The organism is Xenorhabdus eapokensis, from assembly GCF_001908105.1.
In genome coordinates this window covers 1-1,238 of sequence record NZ_MKGQ01000113.1, presented here as the reverse complement: position 1 = coordinate 1,238, position 1,238 = coordinate 1, and the positions used below count along the sequence as shown (strand labels likewise).

Annotated in this window: 1 protein-coding gene and 2 pseudogenes; 2 read left to right on the top strand and 1 reads right to left on the bottom strand. The window is 47.2% G+C overall.

Annotation, left to right across the window (positions count from 1 at the left end):
- A pseudogene (locus Xedl_RS26030) lies at positions 1–107 on the top strand (IS5/IS1182 family transposase); the annotation flags it as partial.
- A gap of 17 nt (positions 108–124) precedes the next feature.
- Here the strand turns inward: Xedl_RS26030 and Xedl_RS19615 are convergent.
- Complete coding sequence (locus tag Xedl_RS19615) at positions 125–598, bottom strand: S-type pyocin domain-containing protein (RefSeq protein WP_244149779.1); 474 nt, start codon at positions 596–598, stop codon at positions 125–127.
- Positions 599–611: 13 nt separating this feature from the next.
- Between Xedl_RS19615 and tnpA the strand changes: the two are divergent.
- Positions 612–997, top strand: a pseudogene (tnpA, locus tag Xedl_RS19610) (IS200/IS605 family transposase).
- Positions 998–1,238 lie beyond the last annotated feature (241 nt).

The window sequence follows — 1,238 nt, the reverse complement described above, 5'->3', positions numbered from 1 at the left end:
AACATTTTCGTGCAATAGCAACAAGATACGATAAGCTTGAACGGAATTACGCCAGTATGTTGGCTCTGGCGTTTATCATTGTCTGGTTGCCCATGTGGGTTGAATGAATTATGACCTTAAAACATCAACAGACCCTAGTACCTGCTGAGTTTTTTATGATTTTACTACTCAAATAAACATAAACCGCCGGCACGCCCTCAATCGGGAAAATCAGAATATAATCCCGGAAATCACTCTCCTGTACCGGTGTGGTCGTCTTCGTTGGCCCGCGGTCTGTTCCATCCGATATTGGCGTTTCTGTTTTGTTCCCCGCCATTTCATTCGGATCTTGCTGCGGGTTGACCATAATCCCGTCCCGCCACGTTGGCTGCGATGGGATTTCCAGGCCGGGTGTTTGACCGGTCATGCTCGGATCATCAAGTGGCACGGTGTTGACATTGATTGGGGTACCACGCTGGTTAAAATATTGAGGTAATTCCTGCGGTGATAATGCCTTATACATTGACGACGCGTTAGTGTACCAGACCAGTATAGGCGAATCCGCGCCATCCTCCCGAAATTCGTATGTTCCCGGTGCGGTTTGCTTCACGTGACGCACTTTAACCGTATCCATGCCACTTCCTTCGCGGGTAACCAAATACAGGTACAAAGTGCTAACAGGCGAAGTCGCTCTCCGAGTGCGAGAATTAGTCCGTCAGACATGTGAAGCGTTTGAAATTAGGATATTAGAAGATCTCGGCAAGGATCATGTTCATATACTAGTAAGTAGTCCCCCGACATTAGCGCCCTCAGAAATCATGAGGAGATGGAAGGAAGGACTGCGAGTAAATTGTTTGAAGAGTTTTCGCATCTGAAGAAGCGCTACTGGGACCAACATTTTTAGGCCAGGGGCTATTTTTGTGCCACGGTGTGCCAGTTAACGGAAGAGATGATAAAGGCTTATCTGGCGCATCATTTTGAACCCAACCCGGATGATAACTTCAGAATGGACAGTTGACGCATCGTTCAGCAGATGCGTATCCGGACTTTCAGTCCGTTAATCACTAACCCACCGACTTGAGTCGGTGGTTGTTGAGTTATCATGAGAATACAAGATTTCTAGATGGTGTCGTCATGAGAAATTTCGTGCAATAATAATGCCCCATCATTCCATCATAAGAGTCGATTAACCATGAGTACACCTGCACACCGCCGCCACGATATTTCAGATCGCGCCTGGAGCCTGCTTGAACCTCATT